The following is a 26,115-nucleotide window of genomic DNA, read 5'->3' on the forward strand; positions in this document are numbered from 1 at the left end:
GAGAACGCTTATCAACTAGGGTGGTCGCATGACGACGAACACCGCCGCCGTTCCCCCGACCCCGGCGCGCCTCCTGGGGGTGGGCGTGTCGTTCGGCGACCGCACGGCCCTGGCCGACGTCGACCTCGACGTGCCCGTCGGGGTCGTCACGGTGGTGGCCGGTCCGAACGGGGCCGGCAAGTCGACGCTGCTCGAGGTCGTCGCGGGCGTGCGGCAGCCGACGTCGGGCACGCGGTCGGTCACCGCGACGATCGCGTTCGTCCCGCAGCGCACGTCGATCCCGGACGGGCTCCCGGTCACCGTGCGCGACGTCGTGACGGTCGGCGCCTGGGGTCGCGTGGGCCGGTGGCGTCCCCTGGACCGTCGAGCCCGCGCCGCCGTCGACGAGGCGCTCGACCGCCTGGACGTCGCCGATCTCGCGCAGCGACCCTTCGCCGCGCTCTCGGGCGGTCAGCGGCAGCGCGCGCTCCTCGCCCACGGGCTGGCGCGCGGGGCCGACCTGCTGGTGCTCGACGAGCCCACGACCGGACTCGACGCGGTGAGCGCCGAACGCATCCGGGTGACGCTGCTCGACGAGGCGACCCGGGGCGCGGCCGTCCTCGCCGTCTCGCACGATCCGCTGCTGCTCGACGCGGCGCACCGCGTGACGTGGCTCGAGGCCGGTCGGGTCGTCTGAGGCGGCTCGGGGTCCGGCACGGCTCGGCAGGGTCTCGAGAGCCGGGCGGGCCACCCGGCCCCGGGTGGCGCTGGCGACGAGGAGGCGCGGTGCGGCACAGTGGCGTCGTGACCGACCGCAGACCCTCGCCTCCTGACGACCCTGACGACCCCGCCCCTGCCTCGCCGTCCGCCCCGTCCGTCGAGGTGCTGCACCTGACGGCCTTCGCCGACGGGCCGGGCGGGGGCAACCCGGCCGGCGTCGTGCTCGACGCGTCGGCCCTCTCGGCCGCCGACATGCTGCGGATCGCCGCCGAGGTGGGGTACGCCGAGACGGCGTTCGTGGTCGAACCGTCACGCGCCGGGGACGACCGGCACGTGGCCGTGCGCTACTTCTCGCCCGGGGCCGAGGTGCCGTTCTGCGGCCACGCGACGATCGCCACCGCCGTCGCCCTGGCCGAGCGTCGTGGGGTCGGAGCCTTCACGCTCGCGACGGCGGTCGGCCCGGTCGTGATCGAGACGTCGCGCGGCGGTGCCGACGTCGTCACGGGCCTCGTGACGGCGTCGTTCACGAGCGTCGACCCCGTCGTGCGCGACCTCGACCCGACCGTCACCGACCGGCTGCTGGCGTTGCTGGGCCTCGCGCACGCCGACCTCGACGAGCGTCGTCCGGTGCGGGAGTCCTTCGCGGGCAACCGGCACCCCGTGGTGGCGGTCCGCGACCAGCGGGCGTTCGACGACTTCGGTTTCGATCCGATCGCCGTGAGGGCACTGATGGACGAGCAGGGCTGGGCCGGCACGATCACGGTGATCCACGCCCGGGGCGTCGACGAGTCCGGGGCGACCGTGGTCGAGGCGCGCAACCTGTTCCCCGTCGGCTCCCTCACCGAGGACCCTGCGACGGGGTCGGCGGCCGCCTCGCTGGGCGGGTACCTCCGAGCGCTCGAGCTGATCGCGCCTCCTGCCCGTGTCGTGGTGAGGCAGGGGCGGCACGTCGGGCGGCCGAGCCTCCTCGTGGTCGACGTCCCGGTCGAGGGCGGCATCACGGTCACCGGCACGGCGACGCCGCTGACCCGCTGACCCGCTGACCCGCTGACCCGCCGACCCGCTGCCCGGCCGCCGCCCGGCCGCCGCCCGGCCGCCGCCCGGCCGCCGCACGACGATGAACCCCGTTCCGAACGATGAACCCGGAAGCTTGCGGGTTCATCGTTCGGAACGGGGTTCGCGGGGCGTCGTTCCTCAGTCGCGGGTGGGGCGACGGCGACGGGCGATCAGGGTGCCCGCCCCGGCGAGCACGAGCAGCAGGGCCGCGGCCGCCGCCCACCGGGCGTCCGAACCGGTGAAGGCGAGCTGCCCGTCGACCGACGCCGGGCCCGAGCCCTGACCGATCGGCGTCACGCCCGTGCCGGGATCGGCGGGAGAACCGGGGCCGCCGGGCGTCCCGGGCGTCCCGGGCGTCCCGGGGGTGCCGGGAGTCCCGGGGTCGCCGGGCGTCCCGGGCTCGGCCGCCACGCCGGGGAACGTCCCGGCGCGCAGCGAGAACCCGTCGGTGTCGTTGTCGTCCGCGTAGAACGTCTGACGGAACCCGTCGACGCTCGTCGCCGCCGGGGCGATCGCGAAGCCTTCGTTGGCGAGCCCCCGGTCGGCGTTCGCCGGTGCCTCGTGGACGACGTCCTCGGCGAACGCCCCCGACTCGTCGACCGAGAACAGCGCCGTGCGGCCCGAGCAGGCCTCGTCGCAGACGACCCAGAGCGCGTCGAGGTCGGCGTCGAACTGCAGGTCGGCGACCAGGGCGAACGACGTCGCGATCGTCGCGACGCGCTCGAACGAACCGTCGTCCATCAGGGCGTAGGCGTAGACGCTCGCGGTGCCCTCGACGCCGACGAAGAAGAGCCCGTCACCGTGGCCGGCGTAGGTGGCCGGATCGTAGGAGGCGCCGGTCGCCTCGTCGACGAACCCCGCCTCGGTCAGCCACGCGTCGGGCACCCAGGTGATGCCCTCGAGGCCCGCGTTGGCCCCCAGGCCGGGGAAGTCCGCGGCGAGGTTCCACTCGTCGGTGGCGACCAGGGTCGTGGCCGGGCTCGCGGTCGCGGCGTCGTACCGCAGCACCGAGGGGCGGCTGACGGAGCCCGAGGCGTTGTTGCGCTCGGTCGACACGTAGACGCCCCCGGCGGACGAGTCGTCGGCGACCGTGACGCCCTCGGCGTCCACGATGTCGGTCGCGACCCCGCTCGGGTACAGCAGCTTCTTGCCGGCGACCCAGCCGTCGGTCGTCTGCGGAGCCCAGCCGCCGGCGCCGTCCGGGACGATGCGGTAGAGCAGGCCGTCGCCGTTCTGCACCGCCCAGAGCGTGCCGGGGGTGGCCGTGCCGGTCGGCTCGTAGTCGAGACCGCTCAGGTCGCCCGTAAAGGTGCCCTCGTCGTCCAGGGGGACCTCGTCGGGTCCGCCGGGCCAGGCCGTCGGCACGGAGACGCCGGCGAAGGCGTTGGCCGAGCCCTTGGTCGGGGCCGACGTGACGGCGAAGTCGCCCGTGCCGTCGGGGCCGCGGCCGTAGGTGGTGGCGGCGTGCGAGGTCCACGAGTACTCGTCGGCGAGGGTCGAGCCGTCGGCCGCCGTCGTGCCGTCCGGCAGCAGCAGGCGCACCGAGTCGGCACCGCCCAGCCCGAAGTCGAAGCCGGCCGAGGTCGGGGTCTGCTCGTCGAGGACGACGAAGCCACCGGGGGCGACGACGGTCCCGGCCGGGATCACGTAGCGGTGCGTCGGGTCGGAGTCGGTCAGCACGTAGCCGCCGAGGTCGACCGGCGAGGTGCCCACGGTGGTGAGCTCGACCCAGTCGCCGGGCGCGCCTCCCTGGCTCTCGACCTCGTTGATGCGCACGGGCGACGAGCAGTCGTTCGCCGCGCCCTTCGTGGTCGAGGTCGTCGTCGTCAGCTCGCCGGTGCCGTCGGGGCAGCGGCCGTAGCTGACCGTGCTGTGGACGCTCCAGGCGTACGACGCGACGAGCGTGCCCGCGGTGTCGAACAGGCGCGCCGAGTCGGGCTGGCCGAGACCGAAGTCGAAGCCGACCGGGTTCGAGCCCGAGGCCTGGTCGATCACGAAGAACGCACCGGGCTGCACGACCGAACCGGTGGGCAGGGTGAAGGGGGTGCGGACGTCGTCCTCGTCGCGGAAGGTGTAGCCCGAGACGTCGACGGGCACCGTGCCGACGTTCGTCAGCTCGACCCAGTCGGTGTCGTCGCCGTTGGACTCGACCTCGTTGATCACGACGTCGGTGGTGGCGGGCACGGCGGGGGTCGTCGGGTCGGTCGGGGCGGGGTCCGTCGGGTCGGTCGGCGCCGGTGTCGTGGCGCACTCGTTGGCGGTGCCCCGGGTTCCCGCGGCCGTCGTCGTGAACTCGCCGGTGCCGTCGGCGCAGCGGCCGTAGGTCGTGGTCGGGAACTGCGTCCAGGCGTACGAGTCGAGCAGCGTCGTGCCGTCGGCCGCGTAGAGCCGGACGGCGTCGGCGCGTCCGAGCCCGTAGGCGGCGGCGCCCCACACGGCGTCGTCGGCGACGTCGACGACCAGGCGCTCGCCGGCGGCGAGGACCGTACCCGCGGGCAGGGCGAGGGTCCGCGTGTCGTTGCTGTCGCGCAGCACGAAGCCCGACACGTCGGTGGGGGTGGCGCCGGTGTTGAGCAGCTCGACCCAGTCGTCGGTCGTGTCGATCTCGTTGACGACGACGTCGGCTTCGGCCGCGAGGGCGGGCAGGGCGCTCGTGGCCACGAGCCCGGCGGCGGCGATCGAGCCGGCCAGGGTCAGGGCGCCGAGGCGGAGCAAGGGCGTGCGCATGCGGGTGTCCGTTTCGTCGGGTGTGGACCGAACCATCTCGGACGGAAGCGACGCCCGGGTGAACACCCCGTGAACGCCGGCACCTCGTGCCCCGGCGGCGTGACGGGACTAGCGTCACGCACATGGCATCCGAGGCGACGACCCTGCGGGTGGGCGACCGCGACGTCCGCATCAGCAGTCCGTCGCGCGTGCTCTGGCCCGACCTCGGCGTGACGAAGCTCGACCTGGCCCGGTACCTGGCCGAGGTCGGCACGCCCTTCGTCGCGGCCAACGGCGACCGTCCGATCTCGTTGCAGCGCTTCGGCGGCGACGTCGACGGCGACCAGTACTTCTCGAAGAACCCGCCCCGCGGCACCCCCGACTACGTGCGAGCCGTCGACGTCACCTACCCGAGCGGTCGCGTGCACCCGCAGCTCGTGGTCGACGAGCCCGCCGCCGCGGTCTGGGCGGCCCAGATGAACACCCTGGTCTTCCACCCGTGGGCCTCGCGCGCCGAGCAGCCCGACCTGCCCGACCAGCTGCGCATCGACCTCGACCCGCAGCCGGGCACGAGCTTCGCGGACGCCGTGACGGCCGCGCTCGACCTCCGGGCCGTGCTCGACGAGGCGGGCCTCACCGCGTTCGTCAAGACGAGCGGCAACCGGGGCCTGCACGTCTTCGCGCCGATCGAGCCGACGCACGAGTTCCTCGAGGTGCGGCACGCCGTGATCGCCGCCGCCCGCGAGCTCGAACGCCGCACCCCCGACCGCGTCACCACCGCGTGGTGGAAGGAGGAACGCGGCGACCGCCTCTTCGTCGACTACAACCAGGCCAATCGCGACCGCACCATGGCGGGGGCGTGGTCTCCCCGGGCGCTGCCCCGCGCCTCCGTGTCCCTGCCGGTCACGTGGGACGACCTGCCCGGCATCGACCCGGCCGAGCACACCGTGCTGACGGTGCCCGAGCGACTGCAGACCCACGGCGACCCGTGGGGCTCGATGCACGAGTCGCCGGGGCGCATCGACACACTGCTCGCCTGGTGGGAGCGCGACGTCGCCGACGGCCTCGGCGAGCTGCCCTTCCCGCCCGACTTCCCGAAGATGCCCGGCGAGCCGCCCCGCGTGCAGCCCAGCCGGGCGCGGAAGCCCGCCGCCGACTGACCACGACACCGTGTCCCGTGCACGGCACCGCGTCTCGTCGGTGTGCGGTGCCCGAAACGCGGTGCCCTGTGCCCGAGGAAGCGCTCGTCGCCTAGGCGAGCACCTCGCCCAGGTCGTACGCCGCCGGCACCTCGAGCTGGTCGAACCCGCACGAGCGGGCCTCGCGGTCGTCGCGCCACCGTTCGACCTGCACGGTGTGCCGGAACCGGGAGCCCTCCATCTGGTCGTACCGCACCTCGACCACGCGCTCGGGACGAAGCGGGACGAACGACACGTCCTTGCCCGACGAGAAGCGGCTGCGCTCGGTCTCGGCGTGACGCACCTCGCCGTCGTCGTCGCGGTCGACGAACGGCGCCAACTCGTCGACCAGCTCGAGGCGACGGGCGTCCGAGAACGCGGACGCGCCTCCGACGTTGCGCAGTTCGCCCTCGTCGTCGTGCAGCCCGAGCAGCAGCGACCCCACTCCCGAGCCGCTCTTGTGGACGCGGTAGCCGAGCACCACGACGTCCGCGGTGCGGTGGTGCTTGACCTTGAGCATCGTCCGCTTGCCCGGAGCGTAGGAGGCGCGGGTCGGCTTCGCGACGACCCCGTCGAGCCCGGCGCCTTCGAACTCGGTCAGCCACCGACGTGCGGTCGCTACGTCGTCGGTGGCCTGGCTGACGTGCAGGGGGTGGTCCGCGCCTCCTGCCGTGCCGATGGCACCTCTGCCGGCGCCTCCCTCGGGGCCGACCGTCTCGAGCAGCAGCGCGCGGCGCTCGGCGAACGGGGTGTCGAGCAGGTCGCGGTCGCCCAGGGCGAGCAGGTCGAACGCGACGAACATCGCGGGGGTCTCGACGCTGAGCTTCGCGACGCGCGACGCGGCCGGGTGGATGCGCTGGCCCAGCGCGTCCCAGTCGAGCCGTTCGTGACCGGGCTCGCCGGTGCGCACGACGATCTCGCCGTCGAGCACGCAGGGCCCTGGCAGGAGGCGCGCGAGGGCATCGACCAGCTCGGGGAAGTACCGGGTCAGCATCTTCGAGCCGCGGCTGCCGATCTCGATCGTGAGCGGGGCGCCGTCGGTGCCGGCGGCCGCGGGCTCGGCGTACACGATGCCGCGGAACCCGTCCCACTTGGGTTCGTAGACGAGCCCGCCCTCGACGGAGTCGGGCTCGGGCACGTCGGCCACGGCCTTCGCGAGCATGGGGACGATCGGTTCGGCGGCGGTCGGGATCATGCGCCGAGTCTGCTCTCGCCGGGCGAGCGTGCGGCCAGACCCCGGGAAACCGCCGAGACCCCTGTGCGCGCCGACGGGTCTCGGCGACGTCCTGGGGTGTGATCGCTCGACGTGACCCGCCCCGACCGGGTTGGATGGGCGAGTGCGTGTCTGTGTCGTCGTCCCCGTCCGAGACGACGGAGCCCTGCTCGACGCGTGCCTCCGGTCGCTCGCGCGGCAGACGCGCGTGCCCGACGAGGTGATCGTCGTCGACAACGGCAGCACGGACGACACCGTCGAGGTCGCCCTGCGGCACGGTGCCCGCGTGGTCGCCGAGGCCGAGGTCGGCATCGCCGCGGCCGCCAGCACGGGCTACGACGCCGCCGCCGGGGTGGGTGCCGAGGCGGGCGCCCCCGCGCCCGCCGACCTCATCGGCCGGGTCGACGCCGACAGCGTCCTGCCCCGCACCTGGGTCGCCGATCTGCTCGGCACCCTCGTCGACGAGCCGGACGTGCTCGCCGTGAGCACGAACGCCCGCTTCTACGACGCGCCCGTCGGCGTCGAACGCCTGCTCTCCGCTCTCTACGTCGGCGCGTACCACCTCGTGATCGGGGCCGCCCTGGCGCACTGGCCGCTGTTCGGCTCGACGATGATGATGCGCCGCACCGCCTGGCTCGACGTCCGCGACGAGGTGCACCGGCACGAGACCCTGCTGCACGACGACATGGACCTCGCCCTGCACCTCGGCGACCGCCAACTCGCCGGTCGGGGCCGCATCGCCTACCGCCGCGACGTCGTCACGGGCATCTCGGCCCGGCCGCTCGATCCGGGCAACGCCCCGTGGTTGCGGACGTACCGGGCGCTGCACTCGTTCACGGTCCACGGCACCGACGGCCTGCCGTGGTCGCGCTGGTTGCGCGCCGACCCGGCCGGCGTCTTCACGCGGCTCGGCTGGGCGCCCTCAGTGGTGGTGGACGCGCGGGCGGCCGTGGCCGACGGCGTCGCCCCCGTGTCCGTCGGCACCCGCGCCGGCGCCGGCTCCGGACGAGGAGGCGCGCGCGGCCCGGCCGCGGACGTCGCCCCCCACGAGGAACGGCAGCGCCAGCCCGGCCAGCAGCGAGCCGAGGCCGCCCGCGGCGAGGTCGCCGATCGTGTCGTCGTAGCCGACGAAGATCGCCGAGTCGACGAGGGTGTGGCCCGCCCACTCGCCCATCTCCCACAGGGTGCCGGCCGCCAGGCCGAACGCGACCGTCAGCAGGACTGAGCCGACGCGGGCGGAGCGACCCGCGCCTCCTCGTCCGTCACCGCGGCCCGGCGACACGACCCAGCCGGCGCGGTGGGCCAGGACGACGAACACCGCGGCGAGCAGGCCGTTGAGCACGAAGTGCACGACCGTGTCGTAGCCCGTGACCCGGGTGTAGAGCTCGAAGACGCTGCTCCAGGCGGCGCCCAGCGCGGCGACGCCGACCATCAGGTCGAACGTCGCCCGGAGGCCGAGCATGCGGGGAACGAGGGTGCCGAGCAGGGCCAGCATCAGCACGGCGATCTCGACGACGCCCCAGCCGACGCCGACCACGACGACGCTCAGCGCGGCGACCACGCGGACGGCGTCGGCGACGTACTCGAGGACTCCGTGCGGGCGGCGGAGGAAGGTCTCGGCGACGGTGGGCATCTCAGGACTCCTCGGGGTGGTGCTCTGCGGGACGGTGCTCGGCGGGACGGTGCTCGGCGGGACGGTGTCCGGCGTGCCCGGACGGCCAGCGCACGACGGCGTGCACCGGGTCGTGGTCGGAGGGGGCGACGCCGCCGGGACGGACCCCGCCGACGCCGGCCCGCTCGACGTGGGCCCCGGTGTCGACGAGCAGCCAGTCCAGGCGGCGGCCGCCGGTGCGGGGCGGGCCGTAGTTCGAGTACGAGCCCCAGCCCGGGTCGAGCCGCACGTCGGCCACCACGCGGCTGTCGACCAGCCTGCCGCGGGTCAGTTCGCGGTGCGCGGGGGAGTCGACCACGGCGTTGAAGTCGCCCATCACGACGACGGGCCCGTCGAGGGCGTCGGTGAAGGTGCGCAGCTGCACGGCGGAGTGTCGCCGCGAGCGGGCCGAGAGGTGGTCGAAGTGCGTCACGACCATGTGCAGTCGGGCTCCGGTCGTGAGGTCGTCGAGCTCGGCGTGGACGGCCGTGCGGGGGATCATGTTGCCGTACGAGCGCGACCCCGGCACCGTGGGGGTGGCCGAGAGCCAGAGCGCCTCGTGGCGGACGATCCTCAGCCGGGCGGTGTCGACGTACAGCTCGACGCGCTCGCCGCCGCGGTCGCGGTCGCGACCCGTGCCGACCGAGGCGTAGTCGGCGCCGAGGGCGTCCGCGAGCTGCGCGGACTGGTCGGGTAGCGCCTCCTGGATGCCCAGCACCGAGGGTCGCTCGGCCTCGAGCAGGAGGCGCAGTGCCGGCAGCCGGGACGACCACCGGTCGGCCAGGGCGTGACGGGTGGTCAGCACCTGCGGCATGCGCCGCCGCACGTTGTAGGTCATGAGGTGCAGGTCCGGGGCGGCCACCGGCCCGACCGTGGGTACGACCCGGTGGTCACCCGGACCGGCGGTGGCGGGGGTGGCGGCGGAGGTGTCGGTCGGGGGCGTCATGGCGTGTGCGACGGTAGGCCGTCGCACACGCCACCGCCCGACTCAGCGCACGCGCTTGATGGGGATGACGGCCAGGGCGCCGAGGATCGCCGCGACGCCGGCGGCCCAGAGCATCAGGGTGTAGTTGCCCGAGCCGGTGTTGCCGATGCCGAGGAAGAACAGCGCGATCGCCGGGGCGAGCGACTGCGGCAGGGCGTTGGCGATGTTGATGACGCCGAGGTCCTTGCCCGGACGGTCGGCGTTCGGCAGCACGTCGACGACGAGGGCGGTGTCGACGGCGGCGTAGATGCCGTAGGCGAAGCCCATGACGACCTCGGCGACGTAGAAGCCGGTGACGGTCTCGGCATGGGCCAGCAGGATCAGGCCGACCGCGAAGAGGGCGGTCGAGCCTCCGACGAAGACCTTGCGCATCTTGAGCCTGTCGCTCAGCCAGCCCGAGAGCGCGGCACTCGCCATCAACGCGATCGTGTAGAGCAGGACGCCGAAGGCGACCGCGGCCGTGGCGTCGGCGACGTCCGAGATGCCGAGGTGCTCCTGCATGTAGAGCAGTCGATAGGTCGTGAACATGAACGTCGCGAGGATGATCAGGAACCGCGACCACCAGGCGAAGGCGAAGTCGCGGTGCTCGAGGGGGTTCGTCCAGAACGAGCTGACCAGGTTGACGAAGGTGAACGGCTTGAGCTCGTATTCGGGCAGGTCGTCACGGGCGACGACCGCGTAGACGAGGATCAGCACGATCGCGAGGATGCCCGGCGCGATGAAGAGCACCGGCAGGTTCGCGACGAACAGCACGGCGAGGTAGGTGCCCGCGAGGACGGCGATGTTCTGTGCCAGGGCGATGACGCTCGAGGCCTTGCCGCGCTGGAACTGCGGCACGTTGTCGGCGAAGCTCGCGGTCAGGGCAGCGAGCACGGCGTTGGCCGCGATCTGGGCGATCACCCACGCGATGCCGAGCTGCAGCACGGTGGGGGCGAACGCGAGCCAGGCGAGGGCGAGCGTGAAGACGACGATGCCGCCGACGAGGTAGGGGCGGCGGCGGCCCCACCGGGTGCGCGTGCGGTCGCTCAGGGCGCCGACGAGCGGGTTCGCGAGCAGTGCACCGAAGGCGCCGAACGGCAGGACGAGCCCGATGATGCTCGCCGGGTCGTCGGGGTTCAGCTGCTGGGCCTTGAGCTGCATGCTCACGTACACCGGCGAGAGCAGGGCCGCGAACAGGCCGAACTGTGCCAGGCCCAGCGCGATCATGTAGCCCCGCGACACCCTCACGGTGCTGACGGGTTGGGTGAGCACGCCCTGCGTGCCGATGGGGCCTGGGTTGGCCATGACGCCTCCTCGAGTCAAAACCTAGTCGCGCTAGGTGTTCGCAGAATACACAGCAGGTGTCGCCCGGGCAAGCGAATGCGTCGATTTCGGACGAACTTTTGTCATCGGTCGACATAAGTGACAGAGTTGGGCACAGACCACCGGAACCCCTCACGACAAAGGAGTCATCCCATGACCTCGTCACCCTCCGTTCAGCTCTACACGGTCCGAGACGCCGTCTCGGCCGACCTGCAGGGCGCCGTCGCCCGCATCGCCGAGATCGGCTTCACCCAGGTCGAGCCCTACTCGTTCGTCGAGCGTGCCGACGAGTTCGAGAAGGCCTTCGCCGCCTCCGGCGTCACCGCCCCCTCCGGCCACGCCCCCGTGATCGACTCCGACGAGCCCGAGCGCGCCTTCGCCGCAGCGGCCCAGCTCGGCATCGGCACGGTCATCGACCCGTTCATCCCGAGCGACCGCTGGCAGACCGCCGACGACGCCCGGAAGATCGCCGACCGCGTCAACGAGCTGCAGGTGCTCGCCGCCGCATCGGGTCTGAAGTTCGGGTACCACAACCACCAGTGGGAGTTCGCGAACAAGGTCGACGGCCGTCCCGTCTACGACTTCTTCCTCGAGCGCCTGAACGACGACGTCGTCCTCGAGATCGACACCTTCTGGTCGACCGTCGGCGGCATGGACACCCCGGCGTTGCTGCGCTCGCTGGGTGACCGTGTGCAGTTCCTCCACGTCAAGGACGGCAAGATCTCGGGCGACATCGCGACCGCCCTGCCCAGCAGCGAGAGCGCCCTCGAGGTGCCCGACGCGCTCGCCGCCGCCTTCAAGAACCAGACCCCGGCCGGTCAGGGCGACGTCGACGTCGCCGCCGTGCTCGCCGCCGCGCCGCACGCGCTGCGCGTCGTCGAGTTCGACGACTACGCGAAGGACGTCTTCGACGGCGTCGCCGAGTCCTTCGCCTGGCTGCAGGAGAACGACAAGTGAGCGGCGTCGACACGACCGCCGGCCGCACGGGACGCGTCGGCGTCGGCGTCATCGGCGCGGGCGTCATCAGCGGCACCTACCTCGAGAACATGACGCAGTTCGCCGACCTCGAGGTGCTCTTCGTCGCCGACCTCGACCTCGACCGTGCCGAGGCGCAGGCCGAGACGTACGGCGTCCCGGGTCACGGCACGGTCGACGAACTGCTCGCGATCGACGAGATCGAGATCGTCGTCAACCTGACGATCCCGGCCGTGCACGCCGAGGTCGGACGTCAGATCATCGCCGCCGGCAAGAACGTCTGGAGCGAGAAGCCCCTCGCCCTCGACCACGAGTCCGCGCGCGACCTGCTCGCCGCCGCCGAGGCGGCCGGCGTCCGCGTGGCCTGTGCACCCGACACCGTGCTCGGCGCCGGCATCCAGACCGCGATGCGCGCGATCGCCCGCGGCGACATCGGCCAGCCCCTGACGGCGACCACGATGTTCCACGTGCCCGGGCCCGAGTCGTGGCACCCGAACCCCGACTTCCTGTTCGCACTCGGGGCCGGTCCGCTCTTCGACATGGGGCCGTACTACGTGACGACCCTGGTGCACGCGTTCGGCTCGGCCAGCCGCGTCAGCGCGGTCTCGTCGAAGTCGTTCGACACGCGCACCATCGGCAGCGGCCCGCGCGCGGGCCAGACCTTCCCGGTCGAGGTGCCGACGCACCACGCGGCGCTCATCGAGTTCGCGGGCGGGCAGTCGGCGCAGTCGACGTTCTCGTTCCAGAACGCGCTGCCCCGCATGGGCTTCGTCGAGATCAGCGGCACCGAGGGCACCCTCGTGCTGCCCGACCCCAACACGTTCGAGGGCGACTCGAGCCTGTGGCGCTTCGGCCAGGACGAGCCCGAGACGCTCGCCGCCGTGGGGTCGACCTACGGACGCGGGTCGGGCGTGCTCGACCTGGCGCGGGCGATCCGCGGTGGCGACGCCGAGCGTGCCAGCGGGGCCGTCGCCTCGCACGTGCTCGACGTGCTGCTGGCGATCTCGTCGGCCGCCGAGCAGGGTGGGCCGGTCTCCGTCGAGTCCGCCGTGCAGCAGCCGGTGCCGCTCGACGAGAGCTGGGACCCCTCGGCCGCGACGCTCTAGTCCGGTCGGCTGCCGGGTCGGGCCTGGCCTGGCCTGGCCTGGCCACAGGGATGTCACGACGTGCCGCTCACCTTCGCAGGTGAGCGGCACGTCGTGTCTCCTGGGTACAACAGCGGGCCCGTCGCGCGGATTCAGGTCGCGCGGCGGGCCCGGGTCTGGTGGGGCAGCCCGGACGGGCCGCCCGGGCGGGACGGTCGGGGTGAGGCGACCCCGACCGGTGACGACTACGCGGTGCGGATCGAACCGGTCGCGGTGTGGATCGTGCCCGTGGCCGTGCGGACGGATGCCGTGGCCGACAAGAGGCGACGCAGCACGCTGGCGGTGTAGCGGCCGATCGACAGGTCTCGGCGAGCCGAGGTGCTGACGTACGAACCGGGGGCGACGTCGGCGGCGAGCGAGCCGACGTAGGAGCCGACCGTCGGGGCGGCGGTCGTGCTGACGTAGCGGCCGCCGAGCGGGGTGACGGCGGTGCGGGTGGTCGTGGCGGTGGTGTCCATGCTGACTCCTCGGGGCTGGGCGGGTCGTGTCGGTCGGGGCCCGCGATCGGGGATCGAGCGGGCGGCCACCGGCGGGGAGGGCCGCGCCGAGATGCTCGACGGTGGCCCTGGCCTCCGTCGGCGTTGCCACCACCATACGCCTTCTTTTGAATGATTCAAAACAACTCGTGTTCGCTCCTCGCTTTTCGGCCAGGACGCACCACCCCGACCTCTCTCAGAGCGAGGCGCCGCCGCAGACGACGAGCGCCTGCCCCGTGATGCTCCGTCCGTGTGGCCCGAGCACGAACGCCACGAGCGCGGCCACGTCCACCGGGTCGACGAGCGCGCCCAGCGGCGGCACGACCGGAGCCGAGGAGGCGCGGGCCGGGTCGGCGAGCATCGGCGTGTCGGTGGGCCCCGGCGCCACGACGTTGGCGGTGACGCCCCGCGGCGCCAGTTCGGCCGCCCAGCTGCGGGCCAGCGCGACCTGGGCCGCCTTCGTCGCCGCGTACTGGCTCTTGCCGGCGACCCCGACGGCGGTACGGCTGCCGATCAGCACGATGCGGCCGCCGTCGGACAGCCGGTCGACGAGCGCGTCGACGAGGGCTGCCGCGGCCCCCACGTGCACGGCGAACATGCCCTCGAGGGCGGCGGGGTCCAGTCGGCCGAGCGGGGCGGCGACCTGGAACCCGGCCGCGTGGACGATCGCGTCGACCGGCGCGACGTCGGCGACCGCCGCCGCGACGTCACCGGGCACCGACAGGTCGCAGCCGACCCACGAGAACCCCTCGCCCAGGTCGACCGCGCGCCGGCTGAGCCCGGTCACCCGCCACCCCTCGGCCAACAGGAGCCCGGCGATCGCCCGCCCGATGCCCGAGCTGCAGCCCGTGACGACGGCGTGCCGGTCGGTGCCCTGCCCGCCCCGTGTCTCGTCGTCGGCCACGGCTCAGTCCCCGACGTCCGCGCCGGACGGGTCGTGCACGCCGGGCAGGTCGGGCACGCCGGGCAGGTCGGCGGGCGACAGGCGCACGTGGCGGATCGCCCGTCGGTGCCAGGTGTAGGCCACGTGCACGGCCCCGTCGCTCGTCTGCGTGATGCTCGGGTACGACAGCTCGCGGTTCAGCCCGTCGCGTGAGTTGTTCGAGAGGCACCACCCGTCGCCGTCCTCGAGGTCGACGCGGTGCGGCCAGTTGCGCCCGTCGTCCGTCGACACCGCCAGCGACATCGGAGCCCGGGGCGTGCCCCAGAACGCCGTCCGGCCCCCCTCCGCAGGCGACCCGGCCCGCGCCTCCTGGTCGGCGTCCGCGTCCGAGCCGAGCAGCGCGGCCTGCTCGACGATGCCGGACTCGTCGATCTCGTCGTAGAGCCCGAGCCGGCGCTCGGTCGTGGCGTCGGCCCGGCGGTGGTTGTACACGATCGCGAGGCGGCCGTCGGCGAGCGGCACCCACTGCACCGACGAGTTGTTGTTGGGCAGCTCGGTCGGCACGGGCGCCGTCCAGGTGCGGCCGCCGTCGGTCGAGCGGGATTCGTGGACGGCGTCGGCCCAGCGGCTGCGGAAGAGCGCGAGCAGCGAGGCGTCCGGCAGCTCGTGCACGTTCATGTGTACGGCTCCCGTGCTGCCCGGGACGGCGACCTCACCCCACGTGGCGCCGCCGTCCCGGGAGATCATCACCGAGCTCGTGTCGTGGTCGCCCACCCACGCCTGCCCGGGGGTCGTCACGCAGCGGAACACCGGCACGAGGAGGTCGCCTGCCCGGGTGACGACCGGCGGTTGCCGGACGAACACACCGCCGGTCTCGTCGGCCGCTAAGAGCGTCGACGGCTCACCCCAGGTCATCCCGCCGTCGGTCGAGACCCGGCGGCGCACCTCGGCCGAGTCCTGGTTGCCCGCCCGTTGAGCGGTGTAGAGCAGCCAGACGTCGCCCGAGGGGGCCGTGAAGAGGACCGGGTTCTGCTCGGAGCGCGCGGGATCGTCGCTGAGCCGCACGGGCTCGGACCACACCTCGCCGTCGAGGGTCGAGAACCAGACGTGGATGTCCGAGACGCCCTCCTGCGTGCCGCCGAACCAGACGCAGGCCAGGCGACCGTCGGGCAGTTCGGCGAGGTTGGCTGCGTGCGACTGCACCGTGGCCGTCGGCAGGTACGACCAGGAGCGTCCCGCCGCGTCGGGCCGCAGCCGGCCGTCGGCGACGACGCCGTCTGTGTCGTCCGCCCCGTCGACGCCCACAGCCCCGACCGGGACCGCGGCGCCCTGATCCGCCGCCGTGTCCTGCCTGCTCACGCCGCGCCTCCTGCGGTCGCGTCGGCGTCGTCCGTCGCGGTCGCCCGCCGCAGGTGGTCGCGTGCGGCGGCCTCGAGGTGGTTGAGGTCACCGGCCACGGTCGCGAACGTGTAACCCGCCGCGAGGCGTTGCCGGGCGACGTCGCCGTGCGGCGTGTGGATGCCCGCCGCGATGCCCGCCGCCTCGGCCGCCGCCGCCACGCGGACGAGGGCGGCGTCGAAGGCCTCCTGCACGGCCGGGTCGCCCGGGTACGCCCCGCCCACCGCGATGCAGAGGTCGCTCGGGCCGACGTAGAGGCCGTCGAGCCCGGGGGTGGCCGCGATCGCCTCGACGTTCGCGAGCCCGTCGGGCGTCTCGATCATGGCGAGCACGATCGTCGTGTCGTTCGCGTCGGCCGGCACGGGGCCGATGCGCAGGCTCGACCGCATGGGGCCGTACGAGCGGCGGCCGTGCGGCGGGTACTTCGCGCTGCGCACCGCCGCGGCGGCGTCCTCGGCCGTGTCGACGAGCGGCACGATGATGCCGGCCGCCCCGGCGTCGAGGGCCTTGCCGATGGGCGTGATGTCGTTCGCCTCGACCCGCACGAGGCCGGCCGAGGTCTGCCCCGCGTCGATCGCGAGCAGGCCGGTCATCATGCCCTGGTAGCCGAACAAGCCGTGCTGCGCGTCGAGGCAGACGTAATCGTAGCCGAGCCGCGCGATGCGCTCGGTCGCCGGCGGGGCGTCGAGGGTGATCCAGTAGCCGACCGCCCTCTCGCGGCGGCGGATCGTGCGGGCGAAGTCGCTGGCGGTGCTCATGGTGCTCTCTCTCGTGCGGTGTGCGCGGTGCGTGCGGTTCGGTCGGGGGAGGTCAGGAGGCGCGGGTCAGCGCGCGTACGGAGGCATCGGCCCCCGCAACGAGCGTCCGACCTCGTCGCAGGCCGCCACGACCTCGTCGGGCAGCGGCCCGTCGGCGATCGCGGCGACGTTGGCGGTCAGCTGCTCGGGCCGCGAGCCGCCGAGCAGCACCGAACCGACCTCGGGCCGGTACGCCACCCAGCGCAGGGCGAGCTCGACGAGCGTCACCCCGGCCTCGGCCGCGACGCCCGACAGTCGGTCGATCGCGACGAAGAGGTCGGCGTCCCAGTAGCGCTTCGTGTACATCTCGGCGAGGGCCGAGTCGCCGAAGCGCCCGTCGGTCGGCGTCTCGTCGAACCGGTGCCGACCGGTCAGCAGGCCACCGCCGAGCGGGTTGTAGACCATCGTCTCGAGCCCGTGGACGCTCGCGAACTCGAGGTACTCGTCGTCCAGACGGCGGGCCACGAGGTTGCACAGCTGTTGTGCGACGACCGGGCGGGGAGCTCCCACGGCGTCGGCCACGCGTTCGACGTCGCCGATCTGCCAGGCGGCGAAGTTCGAGACGCCGAGCGAGAGCACCTTGCCCTCGGCGACGAGCGCGGCGACCGTCGACAGGGTCTCGTCGAGCGGCGTCAGGCGGTCGGGCTGGTGCAGGTAGAACAGGTCGAGCCGGTCGGTGCCGAGGCGGCGCAGGCTGGCCTCGACGCTCGCGCGCAGGGCCACGGCCGAGAGCGGCGGCAGGCCGCCCGCGTCGGCGTGGGGCATGCCGGCCTTCGAGGCGAGCACGACCTCGTCGCGTCGCCCGGCGAGCAGGCGGCCGAGCATCGTCTCGGTCGTGCCGCCGACGTACGCGTTGGCGGTGTCGATCCAGCTGACGCCCGCGTCGCGCGCGGTGTCGAGCATCCGTGCGGCGGTGGCCTCGTCGACGGTGTCGCCGAAGGTCATCGTGCCGAGCACGAGCCGAGGAGGCGCGGGTCGGGTGGCCGCCGCGTCGCCCGTCACGGCGGTGTCGGCGTCGGCGACGGTGTCGGTCCGGGCGGTGTCGGTCCGGCTCATGCGGTGGCTCCCAACGAGAGGCTGCGGACGACGTGGCGCGGCTTGACGCCCGTCATCGTGGCGGGGTCGAGGGCGGCCCGGCGCAGCCGCCGTGTGTAGTCCTCGGCGGGCGACGTGAGCACCTGCGCCGTGGCGCCCTGCTCGACGACGGCGCCCTGCTTCATGACGAGGACGCTCTCGCTGATCTGCTGCACGACGCCGAGGTTGTGCGAGATGACGACGTAGGTGATGCCGGTGTCGACCTGGATCTCGCGCAGCAGCTCGAGCACCTGCGCCTGCACCGACACGTCGAGCGCGCTCGTCGCCTCGTCGCAGATCAGCAGGTCCGGGCTCGAGGCGAGCGCCCGGGCGATGCCGATGCGCTGGCGCTGGCCGCCCGAGAACTCGTGCGGGCGACGGTCGAGCGCCGTCGACGGCAGGCCGACGCGGTCGATCAGGCGCGCCGCCTCGGTGGCCCGGTCCTGGGCCGACCGCACGCCCTTCAGCCGGAGCGGCTCGGCGACGATGTCCCGGGCGCTCAGGTGCGGGTCGAGCGAGCCGTAGGGGTCCTGGAAGACCATCTGGAACCGGTGCCTCAGGGGCCGCAGCAGCGCCTCCGACAGGGTCGCCAGGTCGGTGCCGTCGAGCACGATGCGCCCGCTGGTCGGCTGCAACAGCCGCATGACCGCCTTGGCGATCGTGGACTTGCCGCAGCCCGACTCGCCCACGATGGCGAAGGTGCTGCCGCGGCGCACCGAGAACGACACGTGGTCGACGGCGCGGTGCGCGGTCGAGCCGCTGCCGTAGTCGACGACCAGGTCGTCGACCTCGAGGATGGTGTCAGACACGGGTGGCCTCCGGTCGGTCGGTGCTGGTCGTGGCGGGTGTGGACGGGGTCTCGTCCCAGGCACCCAGGGTGGGCACCGCGGCGAGCAGCCCCTGCGTGTACGGCTCGGCGGGGCGCTCGACGATCTGTCGCACGTCGCCCGACTCGACGAAGACGCCGGCCTTCATGACGTGGATGCGGTCGGACACCAGGCGGGCGACCCCGAGGTCGTGGGTGATCATCAGCAGGCCGATGCCGCGCTGCTCCTGCAGTTCGAGCAGCAGGTCGAGGATGCCGGCCTGCACCGTGACGTCGAGGGCGCTGGTCGGCTCGTCGGCGACGATGAGCTGCGGCTCGCAGGCCAGGGCGATGGAGATCAGCACGCGCTGCAGCATGCCGCCCGAGAGCTGGTGCGGGAACTTCCGCAGCTGGGCGACGGGGTCGGGGATGTGCACCTGTTCGAGGAGGCGCACGGCCCGCGCGGTCACGGCGGCCCGACCGCTGGCGGCCCCGGCAATGCGGATCGCCTCACCGAGCTGCGAGCCGATCGACCGCACCGGGCTGAGCGCCGTCATGGGGTCCTGCGGGATCAGGGCGACCGCCCGGCCGCGCACCGTCCGCACGGCCGAGGCGGAGGCGAGCACGTCGAGTCCGGTGATGCGCACGTGGCCCGAGACCACGGCGAGGTCGGCGGGCAGCAGCTGCAGCACGCCCATCGCGGTGGTCGACTTGCCCGACCCCGATTCGCCGATGATCGTGACGGTCTCGCCGCGGGCGATGTGGAACGAGACGCCGTCGACGGCGCGCACGATGCCGTTCGTCGTCATCAGCTCGATCTGCAGGTCGCGCACCTCGAGCAGCAGGTCGGGGTCGACGGAGTCGTCGGTCACGGGGGTCATGCGAGCGTTCCCTTCTTCGGGGCCGAGGTCGGCGCCGAGGTCGACGCCGAGGCCGACGGGCGCAGCCCGACGAACCGACGGAGGCGCGAGGCCGCCGACCGGCGCGGCCGGTCCCGCAGGGCGTCGCCCAGCAGGTTCACCCCGACGACGAGCAACACGATGAACAGGCCGGGGATGGTGACCATCCACCAGGCCGTGGTGACGTAGTCCTGGCCGTCCGAGATGATGCGGCCCCAGGTGGCGAACGGTCGCTGCGGACCCGCCCCGAGGAAGCTCAGGGCGCTCTCGAGCAGCACGGCCTGGGCGAGCAGCAGCAGCACGACGAGCGTCGCCTGCTTGATGACGTTGGGCACGACGTGGCGCAGCAGGATGGTGAAGCGGTTCAGGCCGAGCGTCCGGGCGGACGAGACGTACGGCTTCTCGCGTTCGACGAGCACGAGCGAGCGGGTCAGCCGGGCCACCTCGGGCCACTGCGCGATCGCGATCACGAAGGTGATCACCGGGATCGACGGGCCGAACAGCGCCACGACGAGCAGCAGCATCATGAGCAGCGGCAGCGACATCTGCGCCTCGAGCAGGCGGCTGATCAGCGTGTCGGCCCAGCGCCCGTAGAACCCGGCGATCGAGCCGAGCACCACGCCGATGGCACCCGAGACGAGGACGGCGAGCACGCCGATCGCGAGCGAGACCTGGCCGCCGTGCAGCACCCGCGAGAGCAGGTCGCGACCCAGTTGGTCGGTGCCGAACAGGTGACCGGCGGTGAACGGAGGCGCGAGGCGGTTGCCGAGGTCCTGGCCGTTCGCGTCGGGCAGCGGCAGGGCCTGCGCCAGCACGATCGGGATGATGACGACGAGGGCGCAGATCGCCCCGACCCAGAGCTTGACGCGGGCGGCGGAGGTCCGTCGGGCCGCTTCGGACCTCTTCAGCAGGCGCGGCGTGACCGCGGTGGGTCGCGCCTCCTCGGGGGTCCGGCCGGACGGGCCGGCGGTCGCCGGGCCGGACGGGCGTCCGGAGGTGTCGGTGCGGGTCATGCGGCACTCGCCTTTCCGAGCCGCACGCGCGGATCGAGCAGGGGATAGGCGAGGTCGATCAGCAGCTGGACGCCGACGGCGAGCAGCGACGTGACCAGCACGGTCGCCTGGATGAGGGGGTAGTCGCGGGTCTCGAGTGCCCGCACGATGAGCGACCCGACGCCGGGCCAGGCGAACACGACCTCGACCACGACGACGCCGTTGAGCATCGCCGCGAACCGGGTGCCGAGGGCCGTGAAGACCGGGATCGCCGAGTTGCCCATGGCGTAGCGCCAGGTGAGGGCGCGCTCCGAGACCCCACGCGACCGGGCCACGGTCAGGTAGGGCGCCGAGAAGTTGGTCGCCATCTCGCGTCGGACGAGTCGGGAGATGAGCGCCACCTGCAGGATGGCGATCGTCACGGTCGGCAGGACGAGGCCGCCCCAGGTCGCGAAGCCCGAGGCCGGGAAGATCGGGATCACGACGGCGAAGGCGCTGAGCAGCAGGATGCCGGTCCAGAAGTCGGGCATCGACTGGCCGGCGATCGCGACGACGTTCACGCCGGTCTCGCTGCGGGTGTCGGTGCGGCGGGCCATCCAGACGCCGAGCGGGATCGACACGACGGCCGCCAGCAGGATCGCCGCGAACGAGAGCGTCAGCGTGTACGGCAGTCGTTCGAGGACGACCTGCACGGCCGGTGCCTGGAACGAGTACGAGGTGCCCAGGTTGCCCGTGAACAACTGCTGCAGGAACACGCCGTACTGCTGCAGCAGCGGGTCGTCGAGTCCGAACTGCTCGCGCACGGCGGCGAGCTGCTCGTTCGTCGCGAGCGGCCCGGCGTAGGCCACGGCCGGGTCGCCGGGGGCGAGGCGGATCAGCACGAAGACCGTCGACACCGTGAGGAACACGGTGAGCAGGCCCTGGCCGAGGCGCTTGAGGATGTAGGTCGCCATGGTCAGGCCCCCAGTCGGACGTCGGCGAGCGGATACGTGTTGGACGACGCGAGGGCCAGGCGCTCGACCCGCTCGCGACGGGCGAGCACCGACTTGGGCACGAAGGCCCAGGCGCAGGGCCAGGTGTCCCAGGCCGCCTGCTGCGCCTCGGCGAGCCGCTGCTGGCGCAGCGTCGCGTCGGGTTCGGTGGACGCGCGGGCGATCGCCTCGGCCACGTCGGGCTGCACGTAGCCCTGGTAGGTGTCGCGGGTCTGCTCCTTCTCGGCGGTGCCCGCGTACATGCCCTGCAAGATGGTCAACGCGAGACCGGTGGGGGCCGAGAAGCCGTTGCCGAGCAGGTCCCAGTCGCCGGCCTTGCCCTGGCGCCACTGCAGGATGTCGCCACCGGGCTCGAACTGCTGCAGCGTGGTCCGCACGCCGATCGCGCCGAACATCTCGACGAGGGCCTCCATGATGAAGGTGTCGCCGGCGAACTCGCCGGTCTCCCAGATGATGCGCAAGGTCAGGTCGCTCGCCCCGAGGTCGGCGAGCGTGCGCCGGGCGAGGTCGGGGTCGTAGCGGTACTCGCCGGTCTTCGCGTAGCCGAGCAGGCTCGGCGGCACGACGCCGTCGGCCTGCGTCACCGAGTCGGTCAGCACGTCGCGCACGAGGGCGCGGCCGTCGATGGCGTGGCTGAGCGCCTCGCGCACCCGGGCGTCGGCCAGCGGGTGCCCCTCGGGCTTGCGGAAGTTGTAGAAGATCTGGTTGATGCGCAGGCTCGAGGCCTCGTCGAGGGCGATCCCGGGCAGTCCCTGCAGCTGCGTCGCCGAGTCGGGCGTGATCGAGTCGATCACGTCGACCTCGCCGCTGCGCAGCGCGATCACCCGGCTCGACTCCTCGGGCAGGAACCGTACCTCGACCCGGTCGACGCCGGGGGCCTCGCCCCAGTACTGCTCGTTGCGGGTCAGGCTGTAGGTGCCGGCGCCGCGGTTGAAGCGCGTGACGACGAACGGGCCGCTGCCCACGCCGTCCTGCAGCTCTTCCGGTTTGTTGGCCGCGGCCGGGGTGATCAGGATGTTGCTCATCAAGGCGTCGAGCACCGGGATCGGCTGCGACGAGTCGAGCGTGAAGGTGCGCTCGTCGATCGCGGTCACGGTCGGGAACTCGGGGAAGAAGCTGGCGACGAACGAGCCCTGCACCTGCTCGTACATCTGCAGCGCGGTGGCGACGTCGGCGACCGTGACGGGCGTGCCGTCCGAGTAGCGGACGCCCTCGCGCAGCCGGACCGTCCACTGCGTGTCGCTCGTCGGCTCGAAGCTCTCGGCGAGCACGAGCTCGGGCGTGATGTCGGGGCCGATGCGCGTGAGCGCCTGGCGCACCGCCCGCTGCACCGTGACGGCCGCGTCGAACTGGTTCAGCTTGTTGTCGAGGCTGACCAGCGAGCGGTTGAGGGCCAGGGTCAGCGTGCCGGGCCCGGGCAGCCCGGTCGGACCGGCACAGCCGGCGAGGCTGGTGGCGGTCACGAAGAGTCCGGCGGCGGCACCCCAGCGGAGCAGGGTACGGCGCGACATCTCGTGGTCCGCGAACGGAACGGTCATCATCGACCTCTCGATCCAGGGGTTCGACGAGGTCGACGGCGCCCGGTCCCGCAGCGCTGCGACGCCCTCGTCCGGGCTGGATGACACTGTGCCAGGGCTGCGCGTTTCGCGCAAGACCATTGGCGCACAACGCGCAGTCGTGTCAGGATGGCCGCATCATGACCCCGATCACCGTCATCGCCGACGACCTGTCCGGCGCCGCCGAGACCGCCGAGCAGTTCCGGCTGCGCGGTCACGAGACCTCGGTCTCGCTCGGCGTGCCGTCCGGGCCGGCCACCGGGGTCACGGTCGTCGACGTCGGCACCCGCGCCGGCACCGCCGAGGAGGCGCGGGTCGCGATCGACACGCTGCCCCTGCCGGTCGGCACCCTCGTCCTGAAGAAGACGGACTCGCTCTGGCGCGGTCACGTCGGGCCCGAGCTCGAGGCCTTGACCGGCCGAGGCTACGACGTGGTCGTGGCGGGGGCGTTGCCCGCTCTCGGGCGCACGGTCGTCGGCGGGCGGCCCCTCGTCGACGGGCGACCGTTGGCCGAGACGCCCCTCTGGCACCTCGAACCGCGCGACGCCCCCGCGACCCTCGCCGAACTGGTCGACCACCCGTCGGCCCTCGTCGGCCTCGACGTCGTTCGCTCGGGTCCGGTCGCCTTCGCCGCTCGCCTCGACGACGCACTCGTCGGGGGAGCCCTCGCCCTCGTCGACGCCGAGACCGACGACGACCTCGCGGCCGTGGTCGCGGCCGTTCTCCGGCTGTCCGTGCGCCCCGGGGTCCGTCGGCCCGTCGCCCTCGCGGGCAGCGCCGCGCTCGCCGCCGCGCTCGCCGACGCGGTGGCTCCGGCCGTGACCCCGGCCGCGACCCCTGGGGGCCACGTCCTCGCATCCGACGACGTCGCGCCCCGTGGTGGGGCCGGGCCCGTGCGACCCGTCCTCGTCGTGGTCGGCTCGGCCGCCGAGGTGGCCCGCGGCCACGCCGACGTGCTCGCCGCGACCGGTGCGGACGTGCACGTGCTCGACCCGGCAGACGACGCGGGTGACCTCGTCGAGGTGACCCGCGCCTCCTTGTCCCGGTCGTCCGTCGCCGTGCTGACGGTGACCGCACGGCGCCTGCCCGACCCGCTCGTCGGGTCGGCGGCCCTCGCCGAGGTCGTCGCCCGGATCGGCGCCGACGTCGAGCTCGACCTCGTGCTGACCGGCGGCGAGACCGCCCGCGCGGTGCTCGACCGGCTCGCCACGACCACCCTGCGGCCGCTCGCGCAGGTCGAGCACGGTGCCGTCCTCAGCCTCGCGGCCGACGGGCGGGGCACCGCGGGCGACGGCCGGCTCGTCGCCACGAAGCCCGGCAGCTTCGGCGGCCCGACCGTGCTCGCCGACCTCGTCGACCTGGTGCGCCGCACGCGCGCCGGCGCCGACCCCCATGACCTCACCGCGTCGGCCGCGTCCGGCGCCCCCACGAAACGGAGAACCCCCATGACCACGACGACACCCGACACGCGGCCGTTCATCGCCGTCACCATGGGCGACGGCGCCGGCGTCGGACCCGAGGTGACCGTCGGCGCGCTGCTCGACGAGGCCGCCTACCGCGACGCCCGCCCGGTCGTCGTCGGCGACGCCCACCGACTGCGGCTGGGGGCCGCCGCGCTCGGCGTCGACGCCGAGATCGTCGAGGTCGACGGCCCCGCCGACGCCGTCTTCAGCCCCGGCCGCATCAACGTCGTCGACCCGCACCTGCTCTCGGCCGACCTGCCCTGGGGTGCCGTCTCGGCCGAGGCCGGCCACGCCGCGTACGAGTACATCCGCATCGCGTGCGAGCTCGGCATGGCCGGCCTCGTGCAGGGCATCTGCACCGCTCCGCTGAACAAGGCGGCGTTGCACGAGGCCGGTCACGTGTTCCCCGGTCACACCGAGCTGCTGGCCCACTTCATGGGCGTCGGCGAGGTGTCGATGATGCTCTCGACGCCCAAGATCAAGGTGATCCACGTGACCACCCACATCGGGTTGATCGACGCCATCGCGAAGATCGAGCCCGGCCTGGTCGAGCGCACGGTGCGCCGTGGCTGGGAGGCCCTGCGCCGCGCGGGCGTCGACGACCCCCGCATCGGCGTCTGCGCGATCAACCCGCACGCCGGCGAGAACGGCCTGTTCGGCTACGGGGAGGAGGCCGAGAAGATCACCCCCGCCATCGAGGTGCTGCAGGCCGACGGCATCCGCGCCGTCGGACCGCTGCCGGCCGACACCGCGTTCTTCCTCGGCGGTCGCGGCGACTACGACCTCATCGTGGCGATGTACCACGACCAGGGCCACGGGCCGGTGAAGGTGCTCGGCATCGAGGCCGGTGTCAACATCACCGTGGGGCTGCCCGTGATCCGCACCTCGGTCGACCACGGCACCGCGTTCGACATCGCCGGCACCGGGGTCGTGGCCGTCGGTAGCATGATCGAGGCGCTGCGCCAGGCGGTCGAGATGTCGCCCAGCCCGGCCGACGCCGTCGAGGTCGGTGCACCGTCGGCGTGACGCCGCCCGCCCCACCGATCAGGACGGCCATCGCATGAGCACCACGGCACGGGAGCGACGCCGCGACATCGTCGAGCTCGCCCACACCACCGGGCTGGCGAGCGTCGACGAGCTGAGCCGCCGCTTCGAGGTGACCCCGTCGACGATCCGCCGCGACCTCGCCGAGCTCACCCGGCGCGGCGAGATCGCGCGCACCTACGGCGGGGCCATGCCGCTCGGCGCCCCCGGGGCCGAGCCGACCTTCCGGCAGCGCAACAGCGAGGCCGGGGTCGCCAAGGCCGAGATCGCCCGGTACGCCCGCACGCTCGTCCACGACGGCGAGACCCTGCTGCTGGACGCCGGGTCGTCGGTCGCGGCCCTCGCCCGGGAGGCGCGCTCGGGTCTGGTCGCGACGGTCGCCACCACCTCGATCGCCGTCATCCAGCAGCTCGCCGACTCGGACGGCATCCACCTCGAGTGCCTCGGTGGCACGCTGCGTCCGGCCAGCCAGGGCTTCGTCGGGCCGCTGGCCGAGGCCGCGCTCGAGCGCCTGACCTTCGACCGGGTGTTCCTCGGCGCCGACGGCGTGCTCGCCTCGGGGCACGTGGTCGAGGCGGACCTCGTGCAGACCCGCCTCAAAGAGCTGATGTGCCGCCAGTCCGAGCGCGTCTACGTGCTGGCGGACGGCTCGAAGCTCGGTCGCGCGACGTTCCACGCCCGGGCGGCCCTGCCCGAGGGCTGGACGCTCGTCACCGACGCCACGGCCGCGCCCGAGGCCCTGGCCGAGTTCGCGGCCGCCGGCGTCGACGTGGTCGTCGCGCCCGTCGGCTGACGCCGACCGGCCGGCCGACGCTGCGCCCGCTGG

At 73.4% G+C, this 26,115-nt stretch carries 22 protein-coding genes; 8 read left to right on the forward strand and 14 right to left on the reverse strand.

Annotation, left to right across the window (positions count from 1 at the left end; genetic code table 11):
• Positions 1 to 28 precede the first annotated feature (28 nt).
• Both aztA and IFT88_RS11610 read left to right on the forward strand, forming a co-directional pair.
• Positions 29 to 676, forward strand: coding sequence for a zinc ABC transporter ATP-binding protein AztA (gene aztA / locus IFT88_RS11605; protein ID WP_192120723.1), 648 nt, complete (start codon positions 29 to 31; stop codon positions 674 to 676).
• A gap of 107 nt (positions 677 to 783) precedes the next feature.
• Positions 784 to 1,734: a PhzF family phenazine biosynthesis isomerase gene (locus IFT88_RS11610; RefSeq protein ID WP_192120725.1), complete on the forward strand. Its 951-nt coding sequence runs from the start codon at positions 784 to 786 to the stop codon at positions 1,732 to 1,734.
• A 159-nt stretch (positions 1,735 to 1,893) separates the two neighbouring features.
• On the opposite strand, the gene IFT88_RS17435 is transcribed toward IFT88_RS11610, so the two are convergent.
• Positions 1,894 to 4,482 carry a lamin tail domain-containing protein gene (locus IFT88_RS17435; RefSeq protein ID WP_192120728.1) on the reverse strand — a complete coding sequence of 863 codons (2,589 nt, stop codon included), beginning with the start codon at positions 4,480 to 4,482 and terminating at the stop codon, positions 1,894 to 1,896.
• 122 nt (positions 4,483 to 4,604) lie between these two features.
• Here IFT88_RS17435 and ligD point away from each other — a divergent pair, with 122 nt between their 5' ends.
• On the forward strand, positions 4,605 to 5,621 hold the full coding sequence (gene ligD, locus IFT88_RS11620) for a non-homologous end-joining DNA ligase (protein ID WP_192120730.1): 1,017 nt from the start codon (positions 4,605 to 4,607) through the stop codon (positions 5,619 to 5,621).
• 91 nt (positions 5,622 to 5,712) lie between these two features.
• Here ligD and IFT88_RS11625 read toward each other — a convergent pair whose 3' ends face one another.
• Complete coding sequence (locus IFT88_RS11625; protein ID WP_192120732.1) at positions 5,713 to 6,834, reverse strand: ATP-dependent DNA ligase; 1,122 nt, start codon at positions 6,832 to 6,834, stop codon at positions 5,713 to 5,715.
• Positions 6,835 to 6,976: 142 nt separating this feature from the next.
• Here IFT88_RS11625 and IFT88_RS17660 point away from each other — a divergent pair, with 142 nt between their 5' ends.
• The gene (locus IFT88_RS17660) at positions 6,977 to 8,077 is read left to right on the forward strand and encodes a glycosyltransferase family A protein (RefSeq protein WP_342212146.1); all 1,101 of its coding nucleotides are present in this window, start codon (positions 6,977 to 6,979) and stop codon (positions 8,075 to 8,077) included.
• Positions 8,078 to 8,486: 409 nt separating this feature from the next.
• Here IFT88_RS17660 and IFT88_RS11640 read toward each other — a convergent pair whose 3' ends face one another.
• Complete coding sequence (locus tag IFT88_RS11640) at positions 8,487 to 9,449, reverse strand: endonuclease/exonuclease/phosphatase family protein (RefSeq protein ID WP_192120736.1); 963 nt, start codon at positions 9,447 to 9,449, stop codon at positions 8,487 to 8,489.
• Positions 9,450 to 9,491: 42 nt separating this feature from the next.
• Complete coding sequence (locus IFT88_RS11645) at positions 9,492 to 10,772, reverse strand: MFS transporter (RefSeq protein WP_192120737.1); 1,281 nt, start codon at positions 10,770 to 10,772, stop codon at positions 9,492 to 9,494.
• A 171-nt stretch (positions 10,773 to 10,943) separates the two neighbouring features.
• On the opposite strand from IFT88_RS11645, the gene IFT88_RS11650 reads away from it, so the two are divergent.
• Both IFT88_RS11650 and IFT88_RS11655 read left to right on the forward strand, forming a co-directional pair.
• Entirely contained in the window at positions 10,944 to 11,747 is an 804-nt protein-coding gene (locus IFT88_RS11650; RefSeq protein ID WP_192120739.1) for a sugar phosphate isomerase/epimerase family protein, read from the forward strand.
• The gene (locus tag IFT88_RS11655) at positions 11,744 to 12,871 is read left to right on the forward strand and encodes a Gfo/Idh/MocA family oxidoreductase (RefSeq protein WP_192120741.1); all 1,128 of its coding nucleotides are present in this window, start codon (positions 11,744 to 11,746) and stop codon (positions 12,869 to 12,871) included. Before IFT88_RS11650 ends, IFT88_RS11655 begins: the two co-directional genes overlap by 4 nt.
• Positions 12,872 to 13,095: 224 nt before the next feature.
• Here the strand turns inward: IFT88_RS11655 and IFT88_RS11660 are convergent, their stop codons facing one another.
• The 10 genes from IFT88_RS11660 to IFT88_RS11705 form a co-directional block, all read right to left on the reverse strand.
• Positions 13,096 to 13,368: a hypothetical protein gene (locus tag IFT88_RS11660; protein WP_192120743.1), complete on the reverse strand. Its 273-nt coding sequence runs from the start codon at positions 13,366 to 13,368 to the stop codon at positions 13,096 to 13,098.
• A 214-nt stretch (positions 13,369 to 13,582) separates the two neighbouring features.
• Complete coding sequence (locus tag IFT88_RS11665; protein WP_192120744.1) at positions 13,583 to 14,290, reverse strand: SDR family oxidoreductase; 708 nt, start codon at positions 14,288 to 14,290, stop codon at positions 13,583 to 13,585.
• Positions 14,291 to 14,293: 3 nt separating this feature from the next.
• The gene (locus IFT88_RS11670; protein WP_342212147.1) at positions 14,294 to 15,628 is read right to left on the reverse strand and encodes a sialidase family protein; all 1,335 of its coding nucleotides are present in this window, start codon (positions 15,626 to 15,628) and stop codon (positions 14,294 to 14,296) included.
• Positions 15,625 to 16,425, reverse strand: a complete 801-nt coding sequence (locus IFT88_RS11675) for an HpcH/HpaI aldolase family protein (RefSeq protein WP_056225030.1) — start codon at positions 16,423 to 16,425, stop codon at positions 15,625 to 15,627. Before IFT88_RS11675 ends, IFT88_RS11670 begins: the two co-directional genes overlap by 4 nt.
• Positions 16,426 to 16,491: 66 nt before the next feature.
• Positions 16,492 to 17,520: an aldo/keto reductase gene (locus tag IFT88_RS11680; protein WP_192120746.1), complete on the reverse strand. Its 1,029-nt coding sequence runs from the start codon at positions 17,518 to 17,520 to the stop codon at positions 16,492 to 16,494.
• On the reverse strand, positions 17,517 to 18,347 hold the full coding sequence (locus IFT88_RS11685) for an ATP-binding cassette domain-containing protein (protein WP_192120748.1): 831 nt from the start codon (positions 18,345 to 18,347) through the stop codon (positions 17,517 to 17,519). The genes IFT88_RS11680 and IFT88_RS11685 overlap by 4 nt, the downstream gene beginning before the upstream one ends.
• Positions 18,340 to 19,224, reverse strand: coding sequence for an ABC transporter ATP-binding protein (locus IFT88_RS11690; RefSeq protein ID WP_192120750.1), 885 nt, complete (start codon positions 19,222 to 19,224; stop codon positions 18,340 to 18,342). The genes IFT88_RS11685 and IFT88_RS11690 overlap by 8 nt, the downstream gene beginning before the upstream one ends.
• Positions 19,221 to 20,255: an ABC transporter permease gene (locus IFT88_RS11695; protein WP_192120752.1), complete on the reverse strand. Its 1,035-nt coding sequence runs from the start codon at positions 20,253 to 20,255 to the stop codon at positions 19,221 to 19,223. The genes IFT88_RS11690 and IFT88_RS11695 overlap by 4 nt, the downstream gene beginning before the upstream one ends.
• Positions 20,252 to 21,187 carry an ABC transporter permease gene (locus IFT88_RS11700; RefSeq protein ID WP_043594466.1) on the reverse strand — a complete coding sequence of 312 codons (936 nt, stop codon included), beginning with the start codon at positions 21,185 to 21,187 and terminating at the stop codon, positions 20,252 to 20,254. The genes IFT88_RS11695 and IFT88_RS11700 overlap by 4 nt, the downstream gene beginning before the upstream one ends.
• Positions 21,188 to 21,189: 2 nt before the next feature.
• Positions 21,190 to 22,764 (reverse strand): ABC transporter substrate-binding protein, encoded by a 1,575-nt coding sequence (locus IFT88_RS11705; protein WP_199859210.1) that lies wholly within the window; start codon positions 22,762 to 22,764, stop codon positions 21,190 to 21,192.
• A 158-nt stretch (positions 22,765 to 22,922) separates the two neighbouring features.
• Here IFT88_RS11705 and pdxA point away from each other — a divergent pair, with 158 nt between their 5' ends.
• Together pdxA and IFT88_RS11715 are read left to right on the forward strand one after the other, a co-directional pair.
• A complete protein-coding gene (gene pdxA, locus IFT88_RS11710; RefSeq protein WP_192120754.1) occupies positions 22,923 to 25,271 on the forward strand; it encodes a 4-hydroxythreonine-4-phosphate dehydrogenase PdxA in 2,349 nt (782 codons plus the stop codon).
• A 34-nt stretch (positions 25,272 to 25,305) separates the two neighbouring features.
• Positions 25,306 to 26,082: a DeoR/GlpR family DNA-binding transcription regulator gene (locus IFT88_RS11715; RefSeq protein ID WP_056226686.1), complete on the forward strand. Its 777-nt coding sequence runs from the start codon at positions 25,306 to 25,308 to the stop codon at positions 26,080 to 26,082.
• Positions 26,083 to 26,115 lie beyond the last annotated feature (33 nt).

The sequence above is a fragment of the Frigoribacterium sp. CFBP 8751 genome, from assembly GCF_014841545.1.
Classification (GTDB): Bacteria; Actinomycetota; Actinomycetes; order Actinomycetales; family Microbacteriaceae; genus Frigoribacterium.

What these genes read in the sequence shown, in the direction of transcription:
- IFT88_RS11625 (WP_192120732.1), bottom strand. Translation starts at nt 6,834, where the DNA reads ATGATCCCGACCGCCGCCGAACCGATCGTCCCCATGCTCGCGAAGGCC.
- pdxA (WP_192120754.1), top strand. Translation starts at nt 22,923, where the DNA reads ATGACCCCGATCACCGTCATCGCCGACGACCTGTCCGGCGCCGCCGAG.
- IFT88_RS11660 (WP_192120743.1), bottom strand. Translation starts at nt 13,368, where the DNA reads ATGGACACCACCGCCACGACCACCCGCACCGCCGTCACCCCGCTCGGC.
- IFT88_RS11700 (WP_043594466.1), bottom strand. Translation starts at nt 21,187, where the DNA reads ATGGCGACCTACATCCTCAAGCGCCTCGGCCAGGGCCTGCTCACCGTG.
- IFT88_RS11675 (WP_056225030.1), bottom strand. Translation starts at nt 16,425, where the DNA reads ATGAGCACCGCCAGCGACTTCGCCCGCACGATCCGCCGCCGCGAGAGG.
- ligD (WP_192120730.1), top strand. Translation starts at nt 4,605, where the DNA reads ATGGCATCCGAGGCGACGACCCTGCGGGTGGGCGACCGCGACGTCCGC.
- IFT88_RS11715 (WP_056226686.1), top strand. Translation starts at nt 25,306, where the DNA reads ATGAGCACCACGGCACGGGAGCGACGCCGCGACATCGTCGAGCTCGCC.
- aztA (WP_192120723.1), top strand. Translation starts at nt 29, where the DNA reads ATGACGACGAACACCGCCGCCGTTCCCCCGACCCCGGCGCGCCTCCTG.
- IFT88_RS11680 (WP_192120746.1), bottom strand. Translation starts at nt 17,520, where the DNA reads ATGAGCCGGACCGACACCGCCCGGACCGACACCGTCGCCGACGCCGAC.
- IFT88_RS11690 (WP_192120750.1), bottom strand. Translation starts at nt 19,224, where the DNA reads ATGACCCCCGTGACCGACGACTCCGTCGACCCCGACCTGCTGCTCGAG.
- IFT88_RS11645 (WP_192120737.1), bottom strand. Translation starts at nt 10,772, where the DNA reads ATGGCCAACCCAGGCCCCATCGGCACGCAGGGCGTGCTCACCCAACCC.
- IFT88_RS11650 (WP_192120739.1), top strand. Translation starts at nt 10,944, where the DNA reads ATGACCTCGTCACCCTCCGTTCAGCTCTACACGGTCCGAGACGCCGTC.
- IFT88_RS11695 (WP_192120752.1), bottom strand. Translation starts at nt 20,255, where the DNA reads ATGACCCGCACCGACACCTCCGGACGCCCGTCCGGCCCGGCGACCGCC.
- IFT88_RS11640 (WP_192120736.1), bottom strand. Translation starts at nt 9,449, where the DNA reads ATGACGCCCCCGACCGACACCTCCGCCGCCACCCCCGCCACCGCCGGT.
- IFT88_RS17435 (WP_192120728.1), bottom strand. Translation starts at nt 4,482, where the DNA reads ATGCGCACGCCCTTGCTCCGCCTCGGCGCCCTGACCCTGGCCGGCTCG.
- IFT88_RS11705 (WP_199859210.1), bottom strand. Translation starts at nt 22,764, where the DNA reads ATGACCGTTCCGTTCGCGGACCACGAGATGTCGCGCCGTACCCTGCTC.